The organism is Nocardia sp. NPDC004654 (assembly GCF_040609595.1).
GTDB lineage: Bacteria > Actinomycetota > Actinomycetes > Mycobacteriales > Mycobacteriaceae > Nocardia.
The window spans coordinates 240,240-258,684 of the sequence record NZ_JBEXKI010000004.1; the positions used below are offsets into that span (position 1 = coordinate 240,240).

Annotated in this window: 17 protein-coding genes; 3 read left to right on the forward strand and 14 right to left on the reverse strand. The window is 69.1% G+C overall.

Features of this window, described 5'->3' with window-relative positions:
- Window positions 1–87: 87 nt before the first annotated feature.
- From ABZV58_RS15410 to ABZV58_RS15420, 3 genes are all read right to left on the reverse strand, one after another.
- Entirely contained in the window at window positions 88–534 is a 447-nt protein-coding gene (locus ABZV58_RS15410) for a hypothetical protein (protein ID WP_355000770.1), read from the reverse strand.
- A gap of 191 nt (window positions 535–725) precedes the next feature.
- Window positions 726–1,787 (reverse strand): MspA family porin, encoded by a 1,062-nt coding sequence (locus tag ABZV58_RS15415; protein WP_355000771.1) that lies wholly within the window; start codon window positions 1,785–1,787, stop codon window positions 726–728.
- Complete coding sequence (locus ABZV58_RS15420; protein WP_355000772.1) at window positions 1,750–2,697, reverse strand: WYL domain-containing protein; 948 nt, start codon at window positions 2,695–2,697, stop codon at window positions 1,750–1,752. Before ABZV58_RS15420 ends, ABZV58_RS15415 begins: the two co-directional genes overlap by 38 nt.
- Before the next feature lie 107 nt (window positions 2,698–2,804).
- Here ABZV58_RS15420 and ABZV58_RS15425 point away from each other — a divergent pair, with 107 nt between their 5' ends.
- On the forward strand, window positions 2,805–3,218 hold the full coding sequence (locus ABZV58_RS15425; protein ID WP_355000773.1) for a VOC family protein: 414 nt from the start codon (window positions 2,805–2,807) through the stop codon (window positions 3,216–3,218).
- Between the two features lies 1 nt (window position 3,219).
- Here the strand turns inward: ABZV58_RS15425 and ABZV58_RS15430 are convergent, their stop codons facing one another.
- Both ABZV58_RS15430 and ABZV58_RS15435 read right to left on the reverse strand, forming a co-directional pair.
- Complete coding sequence (locus ABZV58_RS15430) at window positions 3,220–4,017, reverse strand: HAD hydrolase family protein (protein WP_355000774.1); 798 nt, start codon at window positions 4,015–4,017, stop codon at window positions 3,220–3,222.
- A 573-nt stretch (window positions 4,018–4,590) separates the two neighbouring features.
- Window positions 4,591–6,903, reverse strand: coding sequence for an Hsp70 family protein (locus ABZV58_RS15435; RefSeq protein WP_355000775.1), 2,313 nt, complete (start codon window positions 6,901–6,903; stop codon window positions 4,591–4,593).
- Window positions 6,904–7,471: 568 nt separating this feature from the next.
- Between ABZV58_RS15435 and ABZV58_RS15440 the strand changes: the two genes are divergently transcribed.
- Window positions 7,472–8,233 carry a glucose 1-dehydrogenase gene (locus ABZV58_RS15440; RefSeq protein WP_355000776.1) on the forward strand — a complete coding sequence of 254 codons (762 nt, stop codon included), beginning with the start codon at window positions 7,472–7,474 and terminating at the stop codon, window positions 8,231–8,233.
- A 168-nt stretch (window positions 8,234–8,401) separates the two neighbouring features.
- On the opposite strand, the gene ABZV58_RS15445 is transcribed toward ABZV58_RS15440, so the two are convergent.
- The 8 genes from ABZV58_RS15445 to ABZV58_RS15480 form a co-directional block, all read right to left on the reverse strand.
- A complete protein-coding gene (locus ABZV58_RS15445; protein WP_355000777.1) occupies window positions 8,402–9,988 on the reverse strand; it encodes an FAD-dependent oxidoreductase in 1,587 nt (528 codons plus the stop codon).
- Window positions 9,989–10,001: 13 nt separating this feature from the next.
- Window positions 10,002–11,006: a diiron oxygenase gene (locus ABZV58_RS15450; protein WP_355000778.1), complete on the reverse strand. Its 1,005-nt coding sequence runs from the start codon at window positions 11,004–11,006 to the stop codon at window positions 10,002–10,004.
- Between the two features lie 146 nt (window positions 11,007–11,152).
- Complete coding sequence (locus ABZV58_RS15455; RefSeq protein WP_355000779.1) at window positions 11,153–12,256, reverse strand: Hsp70 family protein; 1,104 nt, start codon at window positions 12,254–12,256, stop codon at window positions 11,153–11,155.
- A 514-nt stretch (window positions 12,257–12,770) separates the two neighbouring features.
- Complete coding sequence (locus tag ABZV58_RS15460; protein ID WP_355000780.1) at window positions 12,771–13,766, reverse strand: sulfate ABC transporter ATP-binding protein; 996 nt, start codon at window positions 13,764–13,766, stop codon at window positions 12,771–12,773.
- Window positions 13,763–14,569, reverse strand: a complete 807-nt coding sequence (gene cysW, locus ABZV58_RS15465) for a sulfate ABC transporter permease subunit CysW (protein WP_355000781.1) — start codon at window positions 14,567–14,569, stop codon at window positions 13,763–13,765. Before cysW ends, ABZV58_RS15460 begins: the two co-directional genes overlap by 4 nt.
- A complete protein-coding gene (gene cysT / locus ABZV58_RS15470) occupies window positions 14,566–15,366 on the reverse strand; it encodes a sulfate ABC transporter permease subunit CysT (RefSeq protein ID WP_355001149.1) in 801 nt (266 codons plus the stop codon). The genes cysW and cysT overlap by 4 nt, the downstream gene beginning before the upstream one ends.
- A gap of 129 nt (window positions 15,367–15,495) precedes the next feature.
- The gene (locus ABZV58_RS15475; protein WP_355000782.1) at window positions 15,496–16,542 is read right to left on the reverse strand and encodes a sulfate ABC transporter substrate-binding protein; all 1,047 of its coding nucleotides are present in this window, start codon (window positions 16,540–16,542) and stop codon (window positions 15,496–15,498) included.
- Between the two features lie 211 nt (window positions 16,543–16,753).
- Window positions 16,754–16,843: an Ms4533A family Cys-rich leader peptide gene (locus ABZV58_RS15480; protein WP_309546086.1), complete on the reverse strand. Its 90-nt coding sequence runs from the start codon at window positions 16,841–16,843 to the stop codon at window positions 16,754–16,756.
- Between the two features lie 72 nt (window positions 16,844–16,915).
- On the opposite strand from ABZV58_RS15480, the gene ABZV58_RS15485 reads away from it, so the two are divergent.
- Window positions 16,916–17,977, forward strand: a complete 1,062-nt coding sequence (locus tag ABZV58_RS15485; protein WP_355000783.1) for a M48 family metallopeptidase — start codon at window positions 16,916–16,918, stop codon at window positions 17,975–17,977.
- Between the two features lie 186 nt (window positions 17,978–18,163).
- Here ABZV58_RS15485 and ABZV58_RS15490 read toward each other — a convergent pair whose 3' ends face one another.
- Window positions 18,164–18,430: a hypothetical protein gene (locus ABZV58_RS15490; protein WP_355000784.1), complete on the reverse strand. Its 267-nt coding sequence runs from the start codon at window positions 18,428–18,430 to the stop codon at window positions 18,164–18,166.
- Window positions 18,431–18,445: the final 15 nt, after the last annotated feature.

Here is an 18,445-nt window from a genome sequence, read left to right on the forward strand (position 1 = left end):
ATGAACTGGGCCGTGCCCCAGGGCTTTTCGCCCCGGGACACGGCCCAGTGGTCCGCACGGTTCTGCGGAACCGCGCTCAGCCCTCGATCAGGGCAGCACCTGCGGCACCGACTCCGGCGCGATGGCGCCGACGAGCAGGCCGACGACCGTACCGATGATCGCACCGTTGATCGCGCCCGCGATGCCGCACGGCACCGCCATGACGAGGAAGCCCGGCAGGCACGACGCCGCGGCGAGCACACCCGAACCCGCCGCACCTGCGGCAGCGCCCGCGGCCGCGCCGTTGGCCAGCGGGTCGGAGTTCTTCGCCTCCGGGTTCGTCGCGATCTCCTCGAGCGGAATGCCCGAACCCGCCGCGACGAACTGCACCGGCTCGGCGACCTGCTGCACGACCGGAGCGGGCGCCTGCACCGGAGCCGCCTGCGCGGGGGCGGCGACCCCGACGAGTGCGACTGCGGCCGCGAACGGCAGCACACCGGCGATCATCTTGCGGCCTGCGTTCTTGAAGGTCCCACGGACCATATTGGTTCCCATCTCTCCCCGACCCCCGATAGATGTCGAATGTCATTGCGGTACATGACTGCTCCGCCTCGACTTGGAGCGAGGCGGAGCAAGATCATCTTGTCGCCGCATTCCCCAGGAGCGCAAAAACAGTGATGCGGATCACGGTTGGGAAAGGTTTAGGGACGGGCGTAGTCGGTCATGCAGGCATCCTGCCGGGCGGCTCAGAACACGAAGTGCGGGCCGTAGCCAGTCGTTTGCACGATGCCGTTGCGGGCGTCGGCACGCACAGTGAGGAAAGGAATGGCCGATGCCGGGGACAGGCATCCGTTGACATTCAGCGCGGTGTTGGAGTGCGTAAAAGTGAAGGGGAATATCGAATCCTCTTCCAATTCCGCCTCGACGATCGGCACGACGGTCACGCTGCCCGGGTTCAAGCTCACGGTGATCTCACCGCCGACTTCACCGAAGACCCCGAAGGAGACTTCCCCACCGAGATCGAGATCGAGAGCGATATCGGGCGGCATGTCCAGATCGAGGCCGAGACCGAGACCGAGAAGCCCGGGCGTCACCTGGATGTCGGCGCCGGTGGCCGCGGCGATGCTGATATCGATGCCCTCGGAGATGTCGACCGCGCAGCCGACCAGATATCCGGCCACGAGCAGGCCCTCGCGCAGCGTCGAGGCTCCGTCGAGAGTAGCCGTGAAGTTTCCGGATACCTTGGCGGAATGCGCGAAAGGCACCCCCAAGGCGAGATCACCGGTGGACACGACGACATTGGTGTCCACCGCCGCGACCAGTCGCATCCCTCCCCCACTGGCCTCTCCCGGTTCGGCGTAGGCCGCGCTGCCGGAAACGGTGAAAGCGCCTGCGAAGGCCATCATCACCGCGGTGATCCCGGCCAGGACATGTGAATGCTTGCGGTTCATCGCGCTCCAGTCGAACGTCATCGAAACGGAACTTTCACAAACGAACTCGCACAACGACCGCGGATCGTATTCGGCGTGTGCGGGAAGGGCACGCAATCGATCGGGTTCAGCGCTGGTAACCGTACAGCAACGGTGAGTTGCCGATGAAGGCGGCACGCGGTACCGCGAGGAACGGCACCGGCTCGGCGAGCGGCGCACGACCGGCGCGAACGCCCGAACCAGCGCCGAGCAGCCGGTCGGTGGCCCCGAAGTGCGCCTCGAGTGCTGGCCACGCAGCGCCCCCTTCGGCTGAAAAGGGTTGGTTCGCAGCCGGTTCAGGCTACGGGGCCGACCCGTATCGTTGGACCAGTTCCGCACCGAGCGACGCGAGCTGCTCGCACACCTCCGGCGGGCCGAGCACCTCGATGTCCGCACCCCATCCCGCCAGCTGCTGGGCGATCATCCGCGGCGTCGGCGCGGTGACCCGAACCTGGACCCGCCCGTCGGCCACCGGACCGTCGACTTCGCAGTGCCTGCCCTGCTGATCACGCAGCACCGGGAGCAGTTCGGGCGCGATCAGGGCTGTGGCCGCGGTGGCCGCGCGCCGCTGCTCCATCGCCCCGACGACCTCCTCCCATGCCCCGGACAGGTCGAATTCGGACGGACGGTCGAAGGTTTCGTCGGTGCGGGACGCGTCCACGATCCGGTCCACCCGGAAGGTCCTGCTGCCCCGTTCGGTGCCCGCGATCAGGTACCAGATGGCGTCTTTGTCGACCAAACCCCACGGGTCGACCATCCGCGTGGTGCGCACACCCGCCCGCTCGTACTCCAGCCGCACCCGGCGCCGCTGAACAACCGCGCGCTGCAACAGATCCACCACGCCGGGCCGGTTCCGGTCGCGTTGCCCCCACCGCGCTGGATCGATGATCACCGCGTCGGCCGCCGCCTCGGCGTCGGCGCGGAAGGTATGCGGCAGGGCCCGAACGAGCTTGCGCAGCGCGGATTTCACCTCCGGGTTCGCGCTGGCCGACGCGCCCGCCAGCAGGAACAGCGCCCGCGCCTCGGGTTCGGACAGACCGCTGAGATCCGTGCGCGCACCGCCTATCAGCGACCAGCCGCCGCCCCGGCCCGGCTGCGGATAGACCGGGATGCCCGCCGCGGAGAGCGCCTCGAGGTCGCGGCGAGCCGTCGCGACCGAGACCTCCAGCTCCTCGGCGACCTCCGCGGCGGTCACCCGGCCGCGGGCCTGCATCAGCAGCAAGGTGGCCACCAGACGATCCGCTCGCATATCCGAGATTCTGCCGCAAAAAGTGCTCAGTTGGTGAGCACTTTACCCGCGAGAATGGTTTCACCAGCGAAAACAGATCAGTGAAGACGAACCGAAGGAGCACCGACATGTTGCGTGGAATGGCCACCGTCACCTACTACGCCGACGACCTCGAGGCCGCGAAGGACTGGTACGCCGAATTCCTCGGCGTCGCGCCGTACTACCACGTACCGAACGGGTACTACGAGTTCCGCATCGGCGACTACCAGGCCGAGCTCGGCATCGTGAACCGCGCCTACGCGCCGAGGGGGGCGCACAACGAGCCGGGCGGCGGCGGCATCCTGAACTGGCACGTGGACGATCTGGAAGCCACCTTCCAGCGGCTGCTCGATCTCGGCGCCGAGGAGTACGACCCGATCACCCCGCGCGGCAACGGCGAAGGTTTCGTCACCGCCGCGGTGGTGGACCCGTTCGGCAACATCATCGGGATCATGTCCAACCCGCACTACCGCGAGGTCGTCGCCAAGACCGGCGGCGTGTAGGTCAGCGGAACCAGCGCTCCAGCACGGTGGCGACACCGTCGGCGGCGACGTCGCCGGTCACCTCGTCGGCCAGCGCGCGGATGTCGTCCGCCGCGTTGGCCATGGCGACGGAATACCCGGCCCAGCGCAGCATTTCGCGGTCGTTGTAGCCGTCGCCGATAGCCAGCGTCGCGGCGTGCGGAATGCCGAGGGCGAGGCGCAGCCGTTCCAGCGCCCATCCCTTGGACACCCCGCGCCGCGACACGGTCAGCCACGGGCCGAATTCCCCGTGAACCCAGCTCGCGTCGGGCACCTTGAAGGTCTGCAACAGAGCCAGCATCTCGTCCAGCGTCCCGTCCGGCCACCAGCCGTTGAGGCGGGGCGTCGGCTCGCTGCTCAGTGCGCCGTGGTCCACGAGAAGGTATTCGCCGATGGAGAATTCGCCGGGACTGTCACCGGTCGCCCAGGTGCCGACCCCGACCTTCTCCACCGCGAAGATCATCTTCGGGAACAGGGCGCGCAACGCGGCGACCGCGGGCGCCGGATCGAACGCCTGCACCGCCACCGGCACGCCCTTGGCGACATCGATGTGCACCGCGCCGTTGGAACACAGGGCGTGCCCCTCGACCAACCCGAGTTCGGCGAGCACCGGACGCGTCGTCAACAGCGTGCGTCCGGTCGTCACCACGACGTGCGCCCCGGCCGCGACGGCCGCCGCCACCGCCGCGGCCACCCGCGCACTGACCGGCGTTCCCGTCTCGAGCAGCGTGCCGTCCACATCCAACGCGATCAGCCGCGGCCCTCCCCCATGCGCTTTCACCTGCCCATTGTGCCGTGTGGGGCGAACGCGCGTCCGCGGTTCGAGCAGGGTCCGATGCCGTGCGGGTCCATCGTGGCGCGATGACAGTCGTTGCCCCGCAACCCCGCACGCGCGTGCAACGGCGGGCGTCGAACCCACCGAGGCTTCTGTCGACGGCAACGACAATGCCTGGCCGTGGGGTCCCGCTGATCAACGGCGCGAGTTTCCCCCGCCGCCAGCGGGACCTCGAGCCGCCGCCCGCGCCACCCGAACCGGCCGCACCACCGAAACCGCCGGGCTTGGAACCCTCGCCCCCGCCAACGACGTCCTCGGATCCGCCGACCGGTACTTCGTTCGCGGACAACGACAATGGACTCGTCGTGGCGGTCACCAGATACTCAGCGGCGCGCACCACCGCCGCCACCTGCGCGACCAACAGACCTCGAGCCGCCGCCCGCGCCACCGGAACCGGCCGCACCACCGGGACCGCCGGGCTTGGAACCCTCGCCCCCGCCAACGACGTCCTCGGATCCGCCGACCGGTACTTCGTTCGCGGACAACGACAATGGGCTCGATGTGGCGGCCACTGGCTGCTCAGCGGCGCGCGCCACCGCCGCCACCAGCACCACCACCACCGCCGGAACCGCCAGCGCCCCCGCCGACCTTGGAGCCGCCACCGACCTTGGAGCCGCCGCTCGCGCCACCGGAACCGCCCGCACCTCCGGAACGGCCGGAACCGCCGGGCTTGGAGTCGGATCTGGAGCTGCCGCCCGAGCCGCCGGAAGACACACCGCCGGAGGAGATTCCGCCGGAGCGGCCCGAGGAGGAGGTGCCGCTGGAGGACGCGCCTCCACTCGAGGAGGCGCCGCCGCCCGCGGAGGTACCGCCGCCCGACGACGTGCCGCCGCGGGAAGACGCACCGCCACCGGAAGCACCGCCGGACGAAGCACCGCTACTCGATGACGTTCCGCCACCGGACGACGCACCGCCACCGGAAGACGCTCCACCACCGGAAGACGCTCCACCGGAAGACGCTCCACCACCCGAAGCACCATCACCCGACGCACCGCCCGATGACGCTCCACCCCCGGAAGACGCTCCGCCACTCGAAGAGTCACCGCCGGACGAAGCTCCTCCTCCGCCAGTGGACGCACCGCCGCCCGAAGCACCACCGGACGCACCGCCGTCCGAACCACCGCCGGACGCACCACCCGACGAGGCGCCACCGGAGCTACCGTCAGCACCGCCTGTGCCGTCCGACGCTCCCCCGGTGCCGCCCCCGGCCGCACCATCGTCGCCGCCGGAAGTTCCTCCCGAAGACGCCCCACCCGTGCCGCCGGAAGTGTCCCCGCCCGGCGACGAATTCCCGTCCGTTCCACCGGAGCCGGACCCGTCCGTCGGCGTATCGGTCCCACCGGGCGATGTCGAGCCCCCGGTGGTCGGCCCGCCCGATCCGGGCGTGGACGGTGTGCCCGAGCCGGGTTGAGTGTTGCCCGGGGCGGAGGGATCCACCGGCGTCGAAGGGTTCGGAGCGGGCGGATTCGGCGCCGGATTGGTGTTGGGTTCCGACGGCAGACCGACGCCAGGAAGCGACGGGTTCAGCCGCTCCCACGACGGGAGGCTCACCCGCGGCACGCGCTTGGTGAAGGGCAGTGGGTTGCTGAACTGGGCGGGGTCGGCGTACTGGGTCCCCGCGCCCCCGCAGCAGGTTCGGGAATCGTTGTGCGATCCGCCACGCGACTCGTCGATCGACGGTCCGATCGGCGCGCTGTACCCGACCGAAGAGACGAACCGGCCGTAACCGCCGCCGGAGAAGGCGTAGGAGGCGTACTGTGCCGCGGGCGCCGGGAGGCCCTGCCGCACCGCCTGGTCGAAGGCGGTGTCGCCATTGGGTTCGTAGAGCAGCGCGTCGCCGGGTAGCGGCGCGGCGGCCGGGAAGCGATCGAGCACCGGAAGCAGACCGGTGTCGCCGGAGCCGCCGAAGACGGTGGCCGCCGACATGGCGAGCGCCGAAGCCACGGCGGCGCTCGAGAATACGGCCACGCGTGGGGCGGGCCGCTCCCCCGTGCTCGCCGGGGCGAAGGTGCGGGCCGCGAACCGCGCGGCCCCGACGGCGATCACCTGACCCGGATCGGCCGACCGCACCACCGGACAGCCGAGTTCGGCCAGGGTCCCGGCTACTTCGGCGGGACGGGACGCGCCGCCGACCACCAGGACGCGTCCGATGTCGGAGAGGCTGCGGCCGGTGGAGCGCAGGCACGCGCGCACCACCTCGAAGGAATCCCTGATGTGTTCGGCGCGCAGGCCGTCGACGTCGACGATGGAGGTCATCGACACCGTGGCGGCGGGCACGCCGGTGCGGGCGTACCGCGCGATCATGTCGCCGAGCGGGCGACCACCGAAATCGTAGGAGCGCTGCGGTTTTCCGACGATGGGATGGTTGTCCCAGTCCGGCCCCACGCGCACGACGGACACGTCGAGGCTGGTGCCGCCGAGGTCGTAGACGAGGACGAAGCCGGTCTCCAGCGGACCCTGCTCGTATTCGAGCCATTCGGCCGCGGCCACCGGCTCGGGTATCAGCATGACGTGTCGGGCGCCGTTGAGATCGAGCGCCTGGCGTAGTAGAGCGAGCTGTTTGTCGGTGTAGATCGCCGGATAGGTGGCCACCACGCCCGCGCTCGGCTCGGCCGCCTCCAGCAGTCCGGTCACCACCGCGGCGACGAGGTTCGCCGGGGAGAAGATCCTGCCGCCGACGACCAAGGGTTCCGGGTCGCGCGCCAGGTCGGCGAAATCGGTGATGGCCGAACTGAACTGGGGAATGCCGCCGATTCGGGCGCCGCCCGCGTCGTCGAACGTGAGTGCCGTGCGCCTGGTGCGCACCGTGGGTCGAATCAGACCTTCGGTCACGGAAGCCGCTATGGAGTTCACTGAACCGATGCTGAAACCCAGACATGTAGTCATTCGCTATCCCGTCAACGCACCGTGACCACGTCCAGCACACAGTCGAGCCGTGTGGCCGCGGTCGTCTTCCAAACAGCCCCCACAGGTTAGCTGCTGAGGGAACTATCCGGATGCCGAATTGATATGGAACGTTTGGGTTTCGGCAACAATGACTCGAATGCCCAGGTAGATCGGGCCTTCGGACAACGATTCAGCCCCCTCGACACGCCGGGGAACGCCTGCGCGACACCCGATTCCGCTACCGCACAGCGACTTCGTGTCGCTACCGGAAACTAGCCGAAACGGACCATCGGGGCGCGACAGGCATATCGGTCGGCACACACCGACTGGTCGGTAACCAATACTTAGCCAGAGTCATCAACTTCACGCAGCGCCGCATCCCGTGCGAATAGATGACACATCAAACGCCACGTCCGTTTACCGCCAGCGATGCCGTCGCACCCTCGGTTGACTGACTACGGCGGCAACGTCCGCCACAGCGAAAAGGCTAGAACGGGAAGGAAAGTGGGCACAGATGTCGACACGGTTCGCGGAGCAGGTCGCGGTGATCACGGGCGCCAGCTCGGGCGTAGGCAAAGCGGTGGCACTGCGGCTGGCCGCCGAGGGCGCCGCGGTGGTGCTCGGCGCGCGCGGCAAGGACGCCGGTGAGCGAGTCGCCGAGGAGATCCGCGGGGCGGGCGGCCGAGCGCTGTTCGTCCCGACCGACGTCACGGTGGAGGCCGACGTCGCCAGGCTGACCGAAGCGGCCGTCGGCGAATACGGCCGTTTGGACGTGGCGTTCAACAACGCGGGGGCGGTGCGGGCGTTCGGTCCGGTGGCCAAGATCGACGAGACCGGCTGGCGCGCGGATCTGGAACTCAACCTCACGGCCGTGTTCTACGGCCTGCGCCACCAGATTCCGGCGCTCGTCGCCTCGGGCGGCGGCGCGATCCTGAACAACGCGTCGAACCTGGGCGTGGTCGGCATGGCGTCGGTGGCGCCGTACGTGGCCGCCAAGCACGGCGTCGTCGGGCTGACCAAGGCCGTCGCGTTGGAGTCGGCCGAACAGGGCGTTCGGGTGAACGCGCTGGTATCCGGCGCGGTCGACACCCCGGCGTTTCGACAGTCGATGGGCGCCACACCCGAAGGGGAGGCGACCATCGCGGCGTTGCACCCGCTCGGCCGGATCGCCACACCGGACGAGATCGCCTCGTTCTGCGCCTATCTGCTGAGCAGGGAGGCGAGCTTCGTCACCGGCGCGGCCCTCGCGATCGACGGCGGCTTCACCGCACGCTGAACGCCGAACGCCGAACGCCACGACGATACACATCGCATTGTCGTGGCGTTCGACGGAAATCGGCTCTGTCCTGATCGGCGCTGCTGGACGTACACCGCCCTCAGTCAGCGCATTGCCGCAGCGGCAAAGGTACGACGCACCTCATCGCGCGACCGAGCCCGCGGGCCGTCAGACCCGGGCGAGCAGCCTGCGCAACGGCTTCGGCTGCGCGACCACGTTGCCGCCCGCGACGACCTCGGGCCTGCGGCCGCGCACCAACCGATCGAAATCGGCGGCGCTGCCCGCGGGTTCGGGCAGGCGACCGGCGTTGTAGTCGTCGGCCAGCTGCCGCACGGTCTCCTGCGCGCAGGACTTGTTGGTGCCGATGAAGCCGGTGGGACCGCGCTTGATCCAGCCGGTGACGTAGGCGCCGGACAGCACCGCGCCACCCGCTTCGCCGAGCACCCGGCCGTTCTCGTTCGGGATCACACCCGCCCGCTCGTCGAAGGGCAGCCCGGGCAACGGCACGCCGCGGTAGCCGACCGAGGTGAGCACGAGCCCGGCCTCGATCCACTCGGTCTCGCCGGTGGCGACGGCCGTGGTGTGTCCGTCGGCCTCGGTGACGAGCTCGTTGCGGCCGATCTCCAGACCGGTCACCCGTTCGTCGCCGAGCACTGCGGCGGGTGCGGCCAAGTAGCGGAACACGATTCGCTTGCGGTCGCCGAACGGACGGTCCGCGACGCTGTGCAGCAGCCGCAGCTTCTGCTCGATCTTGTACGGCAGCTCCGCGGTGATCTCCGGCAGCTCGCCCTCGACCGCGATGTCCACATCGGAGCCGAGCAGGCCCACGAATTCGGGGACGGTGAAAGCGGATTCGGCCGGACCGCGGCGGCCGAGCACGACCACCTCTTCGATCTTGCTCTCGCGCAATGCCCGCAGCGCGTGCGGCGCGATGTCGGTGCCGACCAGCGTCTCCGGGTCGCTGGCCAGGATGCGGGCCACGTCCAGCGCCACGTTGCCGTTGCCGACGATCACCGCGCGCTTCTGCGACAGATCGAACCGGGCGTCGGCGTGATCGGGATGACCGTTGTACCAGGCGACGAAGTCGGTGGCCGAGACATTGCCGGGCAGGCCCTCACCGGGGATGCCGAGCTTGCGGTCCGAGGACGCGCCGACGGCGTAGATCACCGCGTGGAAGTGGCCGAGCAGCTCCTCGTGCGTCACGTGCGAGCCGACTTCGACATTCAGGTACGAACCGAAGCCGGGCTGCGCCGAGATCACGTCGAACAGCCTGCTGACCTGCCTGGTCTTGGCGTGGTCCGGCGCGACGCCGTGCCGGGCCAGACCGTAGGGCACGGGCAGCCGGTCGAACACGGTGACGGACACGTTCGGCTGGGTCAGCAGTTCGTCCGCGGCGTACATCGCCGACGGGCCCGAACCGATGATCGCCACCCGAAGCGGCGCGCGCTCCGCGCGAATCTCCGCGGCGGGCACCGGCCGGGCCAGCAACGGGCGCGGCCGGGTCTGCCGGTAGAAGTCGGCGTTGATCTCGATGAAGGGCTTCTGCTCCTCGGTCAGCTTCTTCGACGAGGTGATGGCGTCGACGGGGCAGGCCGTGGCGCACGCGCCGCAGTCCACGCAGGCCTTCGGGTCGACGTACAGCATCTCCGCCGTGCGGAAGTCCGGCTCGTCGGGCGTGGGATGGATGCAGTTGACCGGGCAGGCGTACACGCAAGACGCGTCGCTGCAACAAGATTGGGTGACGACGTAGGGCATGGTGGACCGCCGCTCAGCTCGCGTGCACGACGCGCAGCGGCTCCGAGCGGTAGCGGCTCATCGGGCCGTCGATGCCGAGCAGCTTCCACACCCGCTTGGAGATCGGGTTGATCAGGCCGAGGTCCTTGGCCAGCGCCCGCACGTCCACGAAGTAGTCGGCGAAGACCTGCTTGGCCTCCTTGGAACCGTAGAACAGCTCCTTGCGGACCTTCTCCGGGATGTCGAACTCCTTGAAGAACGTCTTCGGCGGGGTCGCGATGGAACGGCCGAGGATCCACATGATGACCGGCATCGCGAGGGAGAGCACGAACCGGTTGAGCTTGCCCTGCTCAGGCACGTGGTTTTTGAGGAACTCGTGCGCGAAGGAGATGTGGCGCGCCTCCTCGGCGACGTGGATGGCCATCACACCGAGCATGATCGGGTGGACCTCTTCGCCGGAGCGCAGGATCTCCTTCTGGATGTGGTCGATCGGCTCCTCGCCGGCGAGTACGGCCATGAAGAACAGGTTCGGCATCTTCGCGGCGACCGGCGCGGCGAGGTACTTGAACATGCTCACCAGCGGGCCCATGCCGGGCACGTCGATGCCGATCCGGTTCACCATCTCCTGGAACATCAGGGTGTGGTTGTGCTCCTCGATCATCTCGTGGGAGCAGTAGCGGAACTCGGGCGAGCCGTTGGGCAGGCCGAAGTTGTGAATGACCATGCCACTGATCAGGATCGACTCGAACTGGAGACCGACCTTGGCGACGTTGGCCTGGCGGTATTTGCCGAGCGCGATCTGCTGATCCTTCGGCAGGGCCAGGTACCAGGGGTGGCGGCCGAGCGGGTCGGCCGAGTGCGGCAGGATCCAGCGCTCTTCGCCCGCGTCGGCGGCATAGTCGGGGTTGTCCCAGTCGATGTCCTCGAACGGGTCGAAGTGCTTGTTCACCGAGCCCTCGGACAGCAGCAGCAGCTTCGCGGCGTATTTCTGCGCCTGCTCGAGATCGGGATCGATAGCGTGCTTCTCGGCTGTCGACATCGTCGTCACTGCCTTCCTCGGGGGACGTATTACCTGTACCCCATAGTTACACCTACGACGAGTGACGTCAACTCACGATGTCGCTCCGCGCACATGAAACGGCGGCGGCCGGGTGATTTACCCGACCGCCGCCGTTGTGACCAGGGTCAGAGCAGTCCGAACGGTGCCAACCCCGCGACCGCGCCGTCTGCGGGCAGCGCGAAAGCGAGCACGGCACCGCCCGCGGACAACGCCGCGGCCGACGCCACCCTGGTCGGCTTGCGCCGCGAGCGCAGCAGGCCCTTGGCCCTGCGGGGCGCGCCCGCATCCTCGGCGGACGCCGCCGTCTGCCGCGCGAGCAGCGCCGCGCCGTCCGCGATCGTGCGTTCCGGATCGGGCGCGACCACCACCGGTCGCGCCAATTCCGCGGCGAGCACGCCGGCGACCTCCGGCGGCCGGGCCGGGCCGCCCGCCACCAGCACGCAGTCGACGTCGGCCATGGTGACGTCGGCCGTGCTCAGGCAGCGGTAGACCAGCTCGAGCGACGCGCGTGCGTGCTCGGCGCGCGACTGGTCGGCGAGACCGGTTCCCGCCACCGAGGATTCGCCGCTCCCCCGCGCCGCGAGCAGCGCGCCGAACGCGCGCCCCCCGAACTCCGCGGAACGCAACGGCACTCCGACGATCGGATCGCGCGGCCTGCCCGCGCCGACCCGGACCAGCGCGACATCCAGACTCGCGCCGCCGAGGTCGTAGACCAGGGCGAGGCCGGGCATCAGCGGACCGTGCGCCGCCTCCAGCCAAGCCGCCGCGGCGACCGGCTCGGCGACAAGCGCGACGTGATGCAGTCCGATCGCGTCCAGCGCGCCGCGTAGCTCGGCAAGCACCTCGGCCCCGTAGGCCGCCGGGTGGGTCAGCACTACCTCCGCACCGACCGCCTTCCGGTCGTTCATCGCCTCGGTGATGAGGCAGTCGGTGACCACCGCGACGAGATCCGCGGGCGCGAGCGTGCGGTGCCCGACCCTGGCCGTCGTGCCGTCGCGCAGGCCGAGATCGGCGAATTCGGTGATGGCGCGGCCGTGCCGGGGAATCAGGCCGACGCGCGCCGAGCCGCTGCTGTCGAAGGTCAAGGTGGTGCGCCGGGCGACGGAGGGCGTCGGGCGCGGGTGCCGTCGGTGTCCGAGCAGACCCGGCGGCGCTTTGGCCGATGCCGTGTCCGCCAGCGCGGTCACCGAATTGACCGTGCCGATGCTCAAACCAAGACCAACTGCCATCGCGATTCACCCGATCGACGAGCCGATGTGCTTCGAACACCGACCACGCAACCACCCCGCGACCGCCGTGCCAACCACCGGACAGCCGGTTGTCCGCACCCCGCCGCTTGCCGCGTGCTAGCCGCCGTCCCGGTCCCGATGGCATCCGACCTGCCCGATCTGCCCTGAGACACGCACGTAGTACGGAATACATCCGGGCGTGTCCCGAACCGCCGATCGCCGGTCGACATTTGCCGGGCGACAGGCGATTCGGCAGAACCGCGATCAACTCACCGCGCGCTACAGCTGATCCAGCAATGCCCTAGCAGCCCGCGGTAACCGTCCGAACCGCCTCGAACCAGTTCTCGCACAGCGTGTCCCACGCCGATACCCGTCACGGCGTATCCGCGACTCACCGGTGCGCCCGTGCCGGACAAGGAGTCGCCGCTACCGCCCACACCATCCGCACGCTTCGCGCACCGCACAACCTGGCGACGCGCGCGGAAGGTTGCGAAAACCCGGCCCCGCGCGGGGATCAGCTTTCGGGCAGCTCCGGGATCCGGGTGGCGCGGGCGTACACCGTCTCGCCCTCGGACAGCCGCAGCGCCTCGGCGTCACCGCGGGTGACCTGCGCGGCGAAGTGATCGCCGGTGGCCGCGTTGCGCAGCTCCACCCGCACCTCGAAGCCGAGGTGCACCACCCGCTCGACGGTCGCGCGGGTGACCCCCGCCGATTCCGCGGTGCCCTCGTGCGCGGCGAGCGCCATGCTCGAGTCGCGGCCGACGCGAATGTCGTGCGGGCGCACCAGATGTCCGTTCAGCCGGGCGACATCGCCGAGGAAGGACATGACGAACTCGTTGGACGGCCGGTCGTAGACGTCCTCGGGGGTGCCGATCTGTTCGATGCGCCCCTTGTTCATCACCGCGATGCGGTCGGCGACGTCGAGCGCCTCCTCCTGGTCGTGGGTCACCAGCACGGTGGTCACGTGGACCTCCTCGTGCAGGCGGCGCAGCCAGGTGCGCAGATCGGCGCGGACCTTGGCGTCCAGCGCGCCGAACGGCTCGTCGAGCAGCAGCACCTGCGGGTCCACCGCGAGCGCGCGGGCGAGAGCCATGCGCTGGCGCTGGCCGCCGGAGAGCTGCGCAGGATAGCGGTGCTGGAAGCCGTCCAAACCGACGATGCCGAGCAGCTCGTCGACCCGCTTCGCGATCTCGGCCTTGGGGCGCTTGCGGATCTTCAGGCCGAAGGCCACGTTGTCGCGCACGGTCATGTGCTTGAACGCGGCGTAGTGCTGGAAGACGAAGCCGATGTCGCGCTTCTGCGGCGCCACGTTGGTCACGTCCTTGCCCGCGATCGTGACGATGCCGGCGTCCAGCGACTCCAGCCCGGCGACGGAGCGCAGCAGCGTCGACTTGCCGGAACCGGACGGACCGAGCAGCGCGGTCAGCTCGCCGGACGGGATGTCGATGGTGACGTCGTCCAGCGCGGCGAAGCTGCCGTAGTTCTTTCGGGCGTTAGTCACGGTGATCATTTGGCGTCCCGCTTGCGTTCGAGGAGGGTCATGAGCAGAAGAACGACGAGGGCCATGCCCATCAGCAGCGTCGCGGCGCAGTAGGCGCCGAAGCTGTTGTGGTCGTTGATGTAGCGGCCGTGCACCAGCAGCGTCAGCGTCAGCGACTGGCCGGGCAACGCCGAGGACACCATGATGACCGCGCCGAACTCGCCGAGCGCACGCGCGACGGTCAGCACGACGCCGTAGGTCAGGCCCCACCGGATCGCGGGCAGCGTGATCCGCCAGAACGTCTGCCACCGTGACGCGCCGAGCGTGGCCGCGGCCTGCTCTTGGTCGTCGCCGATCTCGTGCAGCACCGGTTCGACTTCGCGCACCACGAACGGCAGCGTCACGAAGATGGTGGCGATCACCATGCCAGGCAGGTTGAAGATGACCTTCAGGCCCAGGTCCTCGATACCGCCGAGCCAGCCGCCCGCGCCCCAGAACAGGATCAGCGCGACACCGACGACGACCGGCGAGACCGCGAACGGCAGGTCGACGATGCCCTGCACCAGATTGCGGCCGGGGAATCGGCCGCGCACCAGCGCGATGGCGGTGACCACACCGAAGACCACGTTCACCGGCACCACGATCGCCACGATGAGCAGCGACAGCTGGAAGGCCGAGATGGCGGCGGGCGTGGTGATCGAATCGAGGAACGCGCCGATGCCGTTCTCGAAGGTGCGCCACAGAATGATGATCAGCGGAAGCAGCAGCAGGACGAACAGGTAGCCCAGTGCCACCGTCCGCAACGAGATGCGGGTCAGGGCGGACGGTTTCATCGGCTCGCCTGCTCCTTACGCGCGCTGCGGTCCGCGAGCAGACGCAGCACGAGCAGCGTCACGAACGAGATCGCCAGCAGCGCCACCGACACGGCCGCGGCGTTCACCGGCCGGTCGATCTCGATCTGCTTCTGGATGTACTGCGAGGCCATCTCGGTCTCGCGCGGGATCGCGCCGCCGATCAGGACGACCGAGCCGTACTCGCCGATGGCGCGGGCGAAGGCCAGGCCGCCGCCGCTGATGATGGCGGGCGTCAGCGTCGGAAGCACGATCCGGCGAAACGTCGTCCAGTTGTCCGCGCCCAGCGAGAGCGCGGCCTGCTCGACCTCGCGGTCGGCCTCCATCAGCACCGGCTGCACCGAGCGCACCACGAACGGCAACGTGACGAACGCCAGCGCCACCACCAGACCGGGCTGGGTCGCGTTGAGGTGGATGTCGATCGGGCTCTGCGGGCCGTACAGCGACAACAGCACGATGCTGGCGACGATGGTCGGCAGCGCGAACGGCAGGTCGATCAGCGCGTTGACGATGCCCTTGCCGGGGAAGTCGTCGCGTACCAGCACCCAGGCGATGAGGGTGCCCATCACCACGTTGATCAGCGCGACGACCACCGAGACGAAGACGGTGATGCGTAGCGAGTCGAGCGCGGCGGGCGCGGTGACCGCGTCCCAGAAGCCGGACCAGCCTTCCTCGAAGGAGGTCACGGTCAGCGCGGCCAGCGGCAGCAGCACGATGATGCTGAGCCACAGCACCGTGGTCGCGATGCCGAGCGGCCCGACCGAGCCGCTCACCCGCAGCCACGACCACGGCGAGCGCCTGGGACGTGCCGGTTCTTTGGTTACGCCTGGACCGGGGGCGGCCTCGGTCCCGGCGGTACTGCTGTCAGTCACAATCGTCCAGTATCCCGTGTGCTGTGGGTCACCCAGCTACTTGGTGGCGTTGTCGTAGATGACCGCGACCTTGCCGGTGTCGGGGGCGAACAGTTCCTTGTCCACGGTCTTCCAGCCGCCGAGGTCGTCGATCGTCCACAGCTTCTGCGGGGTCGGGAAGTCCTTGGCGAACTCACTGGCGACCGCGGGGTCGACCGGGCGGAAACCGGCCTCGGCCCAGGCGCGCTGACCGGCGGGGGTGAACAGGAAGTCGCGGAAGGCGACGGCCTTCTCCGGGTTCTTGCTGGTCTTCAGCACCGCGACCGGGTTCTCGATCTTGAACGTGGTCGGCGGGATGACGTGCTCGATCGGGTCGCCCTTGCGCTCGGAGAAGAGGGCCTCGTTCTCGTAGCTCAGCAGCACGTCACCGGTGCCCTGCAGGAAGGTCTCGGTGGCTTCCCGGCCCGACTTGGGCTGCACCTTGATGTGCTCGGGGGAAACCAGCTGGCTCAGATAGTCCAGACCTGCCTGCGGGTTCTTGCCGCCGTCGGACTTGGCCGCGTAGGGCGCGAGCAGGTTCCACTTGGCGGAGCCGGAGCTGAACGGGTTGGGGGTGACCACCTCGACGCCCGGCTTCAGCAGGTCGTCCCAGTCCTTGATGCCCTTCGGGTTGCCGGGGCGCACCACGATCGCGACCACGGAGCCGAACGGAATTCCCTTGTTGGCGTCGGCATTCCAGTTGGCGTCGACCAGACCCGCGTCGACGAGACGGGTGATGTCCGGCTCCACCGAGAAGTTCACGACGTCGGCCTCGGCGCCGTCCTTGACCTTGCGCGACTGGTCGCCCGAGGCGCCGTAGGACGGCTGAATCTGCACGCCCTTGCCCGCCTCGGTCTTGTTGAACTCGGGCACGACCTTGTCGAATCCGGGCTTGGGGACGGCGTAGGCGTACAGGTTCAGGGTGCCGCCGCTGCCGTCGGCCCCACCCCCGCCCACGGTGTCGCTGGCTCCGCCGCCGCAGGCGGTGAGCACGACCGCCGCTACCGCGGTCAGCGCGGCGGCGGCATAGCGTCGGCGCGAGGAGAGCCAAGTGTTGCGAGACATCGGGGTGGGACCTTTCCTGCGGACCACCACACGGATCGAAAAGAACCGCGGGGGCTGAGATTTCGTGTCGATCGTGGTAGACCTGCCGCCGATGAACGCGGCAGTGGCGCGACTACCGGCCGGAAACGGCCGACGCGGGGGTCGGGGACGTCTGCGAAAAATTGCACGCCAGTCTACGGGGCAGGGACGCGCGGACGTGCCCGGTCACCGATCAACGACAGAGAATGTCCGCGACCGCGAGATTGCCGACAGCGATCAACGCCAATTCATGGCGGACCTGCGGGACGGCACTCGAAGACACGGGCAGACTGTAGCAGAGCTCAGCGCACGAGTTCGAATCGTAGAATTCCTGAACAGAGGGGGGTTTCATCCCATGACGATCAGTCCGGATCGGGTCCGCACGCGGCTGCCCGGCATCAGCACCCGCGCGTGGGAACATCCCGCCGACCGCACCGCCCTGGTGGCGCTGCGCTCGCTCGCGGGATTCGACACCGTCTTGCGGACCCTGTCCGGTTTGCTCCAAGAACGCCAGCACCGGTTGCTCTACCTGGCCACCGCGGTGCGGGTCGACGAGCGCCAGTTCCGCACGCTGCACGACCTGCGCGCCGACTGCGTGGAGATCCTGGACGCGCGCACCACGCCGGAGATGTTCGTGCTGCAGAGCCCGCACGTGAACGCCTTCACCATCGGCATGGACCGGCCGTTCATCGTGTTGACCACCGCGCTCATCGACCTCATGGACACCGAGGAGCTGCGCTTCGTGGTCGGCCACGAACTCGGGCACGCGCTGTCCGGGCACGCGGTGTACCGCACCATGCTCATGCACCTGCTGCGCCTCACCGCCAGCGTCGGCTGGATGCCGGTCGGCGGCTGGGCGCTGCGCGCCATCGTGGCCGCGCTGATGGAATGGAGCCGCAAGTCGGAGCTGTCCGGCGATCGAGCGGGACTGCTGTGCGGTCAGGACGTCGAGGCGTCGGTGCGAGTGCACATGAAGACCGCGGGCGGCGCGTGGGTGCGGGAGATGAACCACGGCGCGTTCCTGGCCCAGGCCGACGACTACGAGCGTTCCGGCGACCTGCGCGACGGCGTGCTCAAGCTGCTGAACCTGGAACTCCAGTCGCATCCGTTCTCGGTGCTGCGCGCCGCCGAACTGCGCCGCTGGATCCAGAGCGGCGAGTACAACCGCGTGCTGGCGGGCGACTACCCGCGCCGCGAGCACGACAAGAACGCCAGCATCAGCGCGGAGATCAAGGAGGCGGCGCGCACCTACCGGCAGAACTTCGACCAGTCCGAGGATGCGCTCGTCCGCACGGTGCGCAACCTCGGCCGCGATGTGGGCGCGGCGGTCGGCACGGTCGGGCAAGAGGTCGGCGAGACCGTGTCCAAGATCGGCAAGCGGCTGGCCGACTGGCGCAACGGCGACGGGCAGAACTGAGCGCCGGGGCCTTTCGCACGCCTCGCAGATCTGGACGACATAGCCGGACGTAGTCCGCGCATGCGGTACGCCCGGACGGTCTGCGAGGTGTCGAAAGACCTCGGAAGTGTCAGCGGGTGAAGAACCAGGCGACGACGACGAGCACGAGCAGGGCGAGCAGGGCCAGTTGGACCCGGGAGCGCGGCATCAACGCGCTCCGCTCTGCACGGGCCTGCGGTCGACGACCGGCTCCTCGACCAGGACCGGGGCGGGCTCGGCGAGCACCGCGGCGTCGGCGACCCGGTTGTCGCGCCCGAGCGCCTGAAGCGCGGCGCGCAGCGCGCGATCGAGCAGGTACGCGATGCCGAAGCTCACCGGGACCATGCCGACGAGGACCACGAGGAACTGCGGGATGAACGGCAATCCCGCGACCCACAGCTCGAAACCGTCCCACCAACCTGCAACGCGATGCACGAATACCAGCCTACT